Annotated in this window: 5 protein-coding genes; 3 read left to right on the top strand and 2 right to left on the bottom strand. The window is 65.9% G+C overall.

Features of this window, described 5'->3' with window-relative positions; genetic code table 11:
* Together G3N97_RS35815 and aroQ are read right to left on the bottom strand one after the other, a co-directional pair.
* Nucleotides 1-513 (bottom strand): shikimate dehydrogenase (locus tag G3N97_RS35815; RefSeq protein ID WP_205997548.1); only part of this gene is annotated, 513 nt, incomplete at its 3' end.
* Nucleotides 510-977: a type II 3-dehydroquinate dehydratase gene (gene aroQ, locus G3N97_RS35810; RefSeq protein WP_065063506.1), complete on the bottom strand. Its 468-nt coding sequence runs from the start codon at nucleotides 975-977 to the stop codon at nucleotides 510-512. The genes G3N97_RS35815 and aroQ, both read right to left, overlap by 4 nt.
* Nucleotides 978-1,322: 345 nt before the next feature.
* On the opposite strand from aroQ, the gene G3N97_RS35805 reads away from it, so the two are divergent.
* The 3 genes from G3N97_RS35805 to G3N97_RS35795 form a co-directional block, all read left to right on the top strand.
* Nucleotides 1,323-3,224 (top strand): sugar phosphate isomerase/epimerase and 4-hydroxyphenylpyruvate domain-containing protein, encoded by a 1,902-nt coding sequence (locus G3N97_RS35805; protein ID WP_205997549.1) that lies wholly within the window; start codon nucleotides 1,323-1,325, stop codon nucleotides 3,222-3,224.
* Nucleotides 3,225-3,363: 139 nt separating this feature from the next.
* Entirely contained in the window at nucleotides 3,364-4,542 is a 1,179-nt protein-coding gene (locus G3N97_RS35800) for a porin (protein WP_205997547.1), read from the top strand.
* 262 nt (nucleotides 4,543-4,804) lie between these two features.
* A partial coding sequence (locus tag G3N97_RS35795; RefSeq protein ID WP_205997546.1) for an inorganic phosphate transporter occupies nucleotides 4,805-5,786 on the top strand: 982 nt, incomplete at its 3' end.

Below are 5,786 nucleotides of genomic sequence, written 5' to 3'. Positions count from 1 at the left end.
GTCGGCGCGCGTGGCGTCGACGTCGAACAGCGTGAGCGCGCGTGCGCCCATTTGCAGCGCCGCGTGCGCGACCGCCGCGCCCGCGCCGCCCGCGCCCAGTTGCACCACCGATTCGAGCGACACGTCGGGCAGGCCGCGCTTGAAGGCGCTCGCGAAGCCCGACCAGTCGGTGTTGTGGCCGATGCGCTTGCCGTCGCGCAGCAGCACCGTGTTGACGGCGCCCAGCGCGCGGGCGTCGTCCGAGAGTTCGTCGAGCAGCTCGATCACCGCCTGCTTGCAGGGATAGGTGATGTTCAGGCCGTCGAAGCCCATGCGCTCGGCCGCGAGCAGCAGCTCGGGCAACGCGGCGGGCGTGAGTTCGAGCGCGTCGAGATCGATGCGTCGGTAGGCGTAGTTGAATCCGAGTTCGCGCCCTTCTTTCTCGTGCATCGCGGGCGTCAGCGAGCCGCCGATGCCCTTGCCGATCAGTCCGCAGAGGAACGAGCGCGGTTTGTTGCTGTCGTGCTGGCTCATTGCGTCACCTGCTTCGCGAATTTCGTGGTCAACAAGGTCTGCATGCGTTCGAGCGCGAGCACGTAGCCCTGCGTGCCGCAACCGACGATGATCGCTTCGGCGATCGGCGAGACGAACGAGTGGTGCCGGAAGGCCTCGCGTTTGTGAACGTTGGAAATATGGACCTCGATCACGGGCTTGGCGATGGCGGACAGCGCATCGGCGATCGCCACCGACGTATGCGTATAGGCCGCCGGATTGATGACGATGCCGTCGACGCGCGTGCGCGCCTCGTGCAGCCAGTCGATCAGCTGATGCTCGGCGTTCGACTGCCGAAAATCGACTTCGAGATGAAGGCGGGCCGCCGCGTCATGACACATCCGCGCCACGTCGTCGAGGGTTTCCGCCCCGTATATCGCGGGCTCCCGCGTTCCCAGCAGATTCAGATTCGGCCCGTTCAGGACCAGTACCGACGGCAATTGCATCACACACTCCACAACAGCGCACAACAACGGTTTGGCAAGCGCGGAATCTTCGGTCGAGATTCGCTGCGGTTGATTCTCAACACAAGACGGCGCTTAATAACATTCTTGACATTGATTGGCCGCATGGCATCCCACGCATGGCCGCCAGTGTGCCGCGCGCGCGCCCCGGGGTCACCCTGGGGTTTCCGCGAATTTGTACTAACTGGTTAGTTTGGTTATTCTTGCGACACTCCGGCGGGCATCTGTATCCGTGCCGCCGGCCCGGGTCGTACGGCTCATACCGGTTACAGTTATTGCTGCATTTACGCCATGTCCAAGCTGCCCCACGCCTCCGCTCCCGCGCCCCTGCGCCGCTCGATCGCGACTGTTTCGATTAGCGGCACGCTCGCGGAGAAGCTCGCCGCCATCAGCGCCGCGGGCTTCACGGCGGTGGAAATCTTCGAAAACGACCTGCTCTATTTCGAAGGCTCGCCCGCCGACGTGCGCCGCATGGCCGCCGATCTGGGCCTCGATATCGTGCTGTACCAGCCGTTCCGCGACTTCGAGGGCGTGAGCGCCGAACGCCTCGCGCGCAACGTCGAGCGCGTCAAGCGCAAGTTCGACGTGATGCACGAACTGGGTACGGACCGCATGCTGGTCTGCAGCAACGTCTCGCCCGACACGATCACCGACGACGCGCTCGTCGCCGAACAGCTCGGCGCGCTCGCGAAGGCGGCCGGCGAAGCGGGCGTGGTGACCTGTTATGAAGCGCTCGCATGGGGCCGTCACGTGCGGACCTACCGCCATGCGTGGCAGCTCGTGAATACGGTGAATCACCCGAATCTCACGCTCGCGCTCGACAGTTTCCACACGCTGTCGCTCGACGATACGCCCGACGCCATCGCGCAGATTCCGGGCGATCGCATCGGTTTCGTGCAGATCGCGGACGCGCCCAAGATGCAGATGGACGTGCTCGAATGGAGCCGCCATTACCGCTGCTTCCCGGGTCAGGGCGACTTCGCGCTCGCCGATTTCACGGCGCAAGTGGTGAAAAGCGGCTACACCGGCCCGCTTTCGCTCGAAATCTTCAACGACGGCTTTCGCGGCGCGCCGCCCGCAGCCACGGCCGCCGACGGCCATCGTTCGCTGCTGCTGCTCGAAGCGCTCACGCGCGACGCGCTGGAAGCCGAACACGACACCGCGCACGCCGCGCCGCTCTATCATCCGCCTGCTGCGCCCACGCACACGGAGTGGCAATTCCTCGAATTCGCCGTGAACGATACGGCGCGCGCGCAGGTCGCCGACTGGCTCGGCAAGCTGCATTTCCGCCGCGCGGGCCAGCATCGCTCGAAGAACGTCACGCTTTATCAGCACGGCTCGGCGGCCATCGTGCTGAACGCCGAGCGCGATTCGTTCGCCGACGCCTTTTTCCAGCGCCACGGCCTCTCGCTGTGCGCCTCCGCGCTGCGCGTCGACAACGCGCAGCTGGCGCTCGAACGCGCCGCCGGTTTCGGCTATCAGCCGTTCTCGGGCCGCGTCGGGCCGAACGAACGCGTGGTGCCCGCCGTGCAGGGTCCGGACGGCAGTCTTAACTATTTCGTTAACGAAGAGCCGGGCCAGCCGACGCTGTTCGAAGCCGACTTCGTGCTCACCGATGTGGACGGTCCGACCGAAGTCGGCCCGATCAGCGGCATCGATCACGTGAGTCTTTCGCTGCCCGCCGGTTCGTTCGACGCGTGGGTGCTGTTCCTCAAATCGGTGTTCGGTTTGCAGGCCAGCGCGCCTGTGATGCTGCCCGATCCGTATGGTCTCGTGCGCAGCCGCGCCCTGTTCAGCGCCGATCGCGGCCTGCGCATGGTGCTCAACGCGTCGGTCGACCAGCACACGGCGGCCGCCGAAACGGTGCGCGCGTATCACGGCAGCGGCCTGAGCCACGTGGCCTTCACGACCACCGACATCTTCCGCGCGGTGACGGAATTCGAAGCCGCGGGCGTGCCGCTGCTGCGCGTGCCCGCGAACTATTACGACGATCTCGACGCGCGCTTCGCGCTGCGCGGCGATTTCCTCGATGCGCTGCGTCAGCACAATCTGCTCTACGACCGCGATGAACACGGCGGCGAATTCCTGCACGCCTACACGGAGACGCTCGACCAGCGCTTCTTCCTCGAACTCGTCGAGCGGCGCGGCGGTTACGACGGCTACGGTGCGCCGAACGCGGCCGTGCGTCTCGCGGCGCAGGCGCGTCAGCGTGCGCAGTCGCAGAAGTAATCAACGAAGCAATAAAGCACAAACACAGTACGCAACACCGGCGCGGCATCTGCCGCGCCCACTTCTCGCACAGAACTTATAAGTGCTCTAAAAAGCACAGAACAATAAGTATTCCTACTTTTCTTGGAGACGCACAACGATGAAGAAATCCGCCTTCGGTCCCGGCCTGTTCCTCGCAGCCGGCGCTGCCCTGATCGCCAATCCCGCCTTCGCGCAGAGCAGCGTCACGCTGTACGGCGCCATCGACGACGCCATCACCTACGTGAACAACCAGAACGGCAAGTCGAACGTCTATCTGCGCCAGGGTAATGTCTACGCCTCGAAGTTCGGCTTCCAGGGCAAGGAAGATCTCGGCGGCGGCACCTTCGCGATCTTCGATCTGCAAAACGGTTTCGATCCGAACACCGGCGCGATGCAGTCGAGCGGCCTGATCTTCAACCGCCAGGCGTATGTGGGTCTGCAGAACCGCAGCGCGGGCACCTTCACGATGGGCCGCCAGTACACGCCCTACTACCAGTTCGTCGGCCCGCTCACGGGCAGCAACTGGCTGACCGGCGCAACGGGCGCGCACCCGGGCGATATCGACGGCCTCGACACCACCGTGCGCATCAACAACTCGGCGATCTACACCACGCCGTCGTGGAACGGTCTGCAGGCGAGCGCGATGTACGCGTTCGGCGGCATTGCGGGCAGCACCGGCAAGGGCCAGACGTGGAGCGCCGCGCTGCGCTACCTGAACGGCCCGATCTCGCTCGCGGCAGCCTATCTGCGCATGGACAACGCCGCGCTGACGAGCGGCTTCGACACCTCGTCGACGGCGAGCTTCGGCAAGTCGTCGCTGAACACGGGCTATGTCTCGGCGCGCGCGGTGCAGCACGTCGCGGTGGCGGGCAACTACGCGATCGGCAATCTCACGCTCGGCGCTTCGTATTCGAACGTCGAATATCTGCCGGGCGGCAAGTCGATCTTCGCGGATACGGCGGTCTTCAACACGTGGGCCGCGCTGGCCTTCTACCGCTTCACGCCGGCGTTCGACGTGGGCGGCGGCTACGCGTACACGATGGCGTCGAAGGCGAACGGCATCAGCAGCGCCGCGCGCTATCAGCAGGTGTCGCTCAAGGAGACCTACCACCTCTCGAAGCGCACCTCGCTCTACGCGCTGCAGGGTTATCAGCACGCGAGCGGCCAGACGCTGGGCGCGAACGGCGCGGGCGATATCGTCGATGCGAGCCCGGCCGTGGGCGACTCGCAGAACAGCACGCCGTCGAGCACGCGCTCGCAGTTCGTCGGCATGGCGGGCATCGCGTTCCTGTTCTGAGGCGGCGCGTCAATACGACGCGAATCCGCGCGGCGCCGCGCCCCACGGGCGTCGCGCCGCAGGGACATATCGGCGCGCGGCCAGGCTGACGCGGCGATTCCGGTCGATATGCGACACTTGTCCGTCTCGATCGAGCGGCTCCCGATTGCGCTGACGACGTTCGCAAACCGCGTCGTCATGCGCAATGATTCACGGCGCGGCGCGCGCGAGGCAAACAAGAACATTCGCCCCCGTTCGCCCTAGTTCGCCCAAGCGCACCGTCATGCCGGACCTTCCCTTACCTCCCGCGCCCCATCCCCTCAACGCTCCCCAACCGCGTCGCCGCGGACTCGCCATTGCGGCGTTCGTCGCGATCATCGCCGTGGGCGCGATCTACGTTCTCGATCATCTGTTCGTCGATCTGCACGCCGTGCGCGAGAGTTCCGCGCTGCCCTTCGTGCTGCTCGGCCTCGCGCTGCTCATCGCGCTGGGCTTCGAATTCGTGAACGGCTTTCACGATACCGCCAACGCGGTCGCCACCGTGATCTACACGAACTCGCTCGAACCGCACGTCGCCGTCGCGTGGTCGGGCGCGTGGAATTTTCTCGGCGTGCTGGTGTCGAGCGGCGCGGTTGCGTTCGGCATCCTGCAACTGCTGCCCGTCGAACTGATTCTGCAAGTGGGCAGCAGCGCGGGCTTCGCGATGGTGTTCGCGCTGCTCATCGCGGCCATCGTGTGGAATCTCGGCACCTGGTATTTCGGGCTGCCTTCGTCGAGTTCGCACACGCTGGTGGGCTCGATCATCGGCGTGGGCATCATGAACCAGTGGATCAGCGGGCCGTCCGGCACGAGCGGCGTCGATTGGGCCCAGGCCGCGGGCGTCGGCAAGGCGCTGCTGTTCTCGCCGGTCGTCGGCTTCGTGCTCTCGGCGCTGGTGCTGCTCGCGCTCAAGTTCACCGTGCGCGCGCCGCGCCTCTATCGCGAACCCGAGGCCGGCAAGCCGCCGCCGTTCTGGATTCGCCTGCTGCTGATCGGCACTTGCACGGGCGTGTCGTTCGCGCACGGTTCGAACGACGGCCAGAAAGGCATGGGGCTCATCATGCTGATTCTGATCGGCGTGGTGCCCACCGCCTACGCGCTCAACAAGGCGGTGACGCCGGAGCAGACCGAGGCGTTCGTCGCGTCGGCGCGCGCCGCCTCGCTCACGCTCGCGCACTATGCGCCGCCCGACCCGGCCGCCGCGCTCGTGGCCGCGCCCGCCGATC

It is taken from the genome of Paraburkholderia sp. Ac-20347 (assembly GCF_017104805.1).
GTDB lineage: Bacteria > Pseudomonadota > Gammaproteobacteria > Burkholderiales > Burkholderiaceae > Paraburkholderia > Paraburkholderia tropica.
Note: the sequence above shows the minus strand (reverse complement) of the source record. Positions and strands in the feature narration are given on the sequence as shown.

Coding starts and splice junctions, on each gene's coding strand:
- aroQ (WP_065063506.1), bottom strand. CDS start 977: ATGCAATTGCCGTCGGTACTGGTCCTGAACGGGCCGAATCTGAATCTG.
- G3N97_RS35800 (WP_205997547.1), top strand. CDS start 3,364: ATGAAGAAATCCGCCTTCGGTCCCGGCCTGTTCCTCGCAGCCGGCGCT.